This window comes from Aneurinibacillus sp. UBA3580 (assembly GCF_002375825.1).
Classification (GTDB): domain Bacteria; phylum Bacillota; class Bacilli; order Aneurinibacillales; family Aneurinibacillaceae; genus Aneurinibacillus; species Aneurinibacillus danicus.
Window position 1 is genome coordinate 1 of the sequence record NZ_DFMZ01000082.1, and the last position, 768, is coordinate 768.

At 47.1% G+C, this 768-nt stretch carries 1 protein-coding gene; it reads right to left on the reverse strand.

Going from position 1 to position 768, the window contains the following annotated elements; translation table 11 throughout:
* Positions 1 to 264 precede the first annotated feature (264 nt).
* Positions 265 to 642, reverse strand: coding sequence for a TIGR04086 family membrane protein (locus B2899_RS12370; protein ID WP_286886179.1), 378 nt, complete (start codon positions 640 to 642; stop codon positions 265 to 267).
* Positions 643 to 768: the final 126 nt, after the last annotated feature.

The following is a 768-nucleotide window of genomic DNA, read 5'->3' on the forward strand; positions in this document are numbered from 1 at the left end:
GCTGACTTTTGTGGTACGAAGGAAAAGAGAGGAAAGAAGGAGGAGAGGATTTCAATGAAGAAAAAGGCGAACGCCTTTTTCTTCCCTGGATCTCATTTCCTCTTTCTCCCCTTCTTTCCTCACAATTTTCACAGGAATAAAGAAGGCTAATAATAAGGAAGCGGGTGCCCCCCGCTTTTTTTCGTGTTATATTCTATGAGGAAGCGCACAAGTCAAGTTTTTGGACCTTTTTCTACTAACTTAAAGCTATTTGATAGGCTGCGCTTATTTCTTCGACAAGTTAACTCCGATGATTCCCCCGACTGCCGCAACCAGGAATGCGAGCAGAAGGTGATAGAGGCTGCTTATACCGAGTTTGGCATCGAAGCCGAGGAAGCTGAGCAATGTGATGAAGATGGAATAGAGAATGCCAGTCATGCCGCCGTAGTACCAGCCTTTCATGCCGCCGCGCTTGCCGGAGACGAAACCGCCGACGAACAGGGCAAGCCCGTTTACCGTGTAGACGGCAGTCGGAAGGGAAGATTCGCGTGTTTCGGTAAAGGCGAGAATGAGAGAAGTAACGACGGCACCGAGTAGAACAATGGTGAAAGTATAGATAAATCCGGCCAGCATGGGGAGCTTTATTTGGCTCATTTTCAGCATGGGATACACCTCGCTTTTTTGTACAATCCTATGAATAGGGAGGACGAATTATGCTGAGGACTGCGCCATTTTGTGTGAAAACCATGAAATCATTCCCTCGCTTTCTTTCCTCTTTTCCTTCGTACC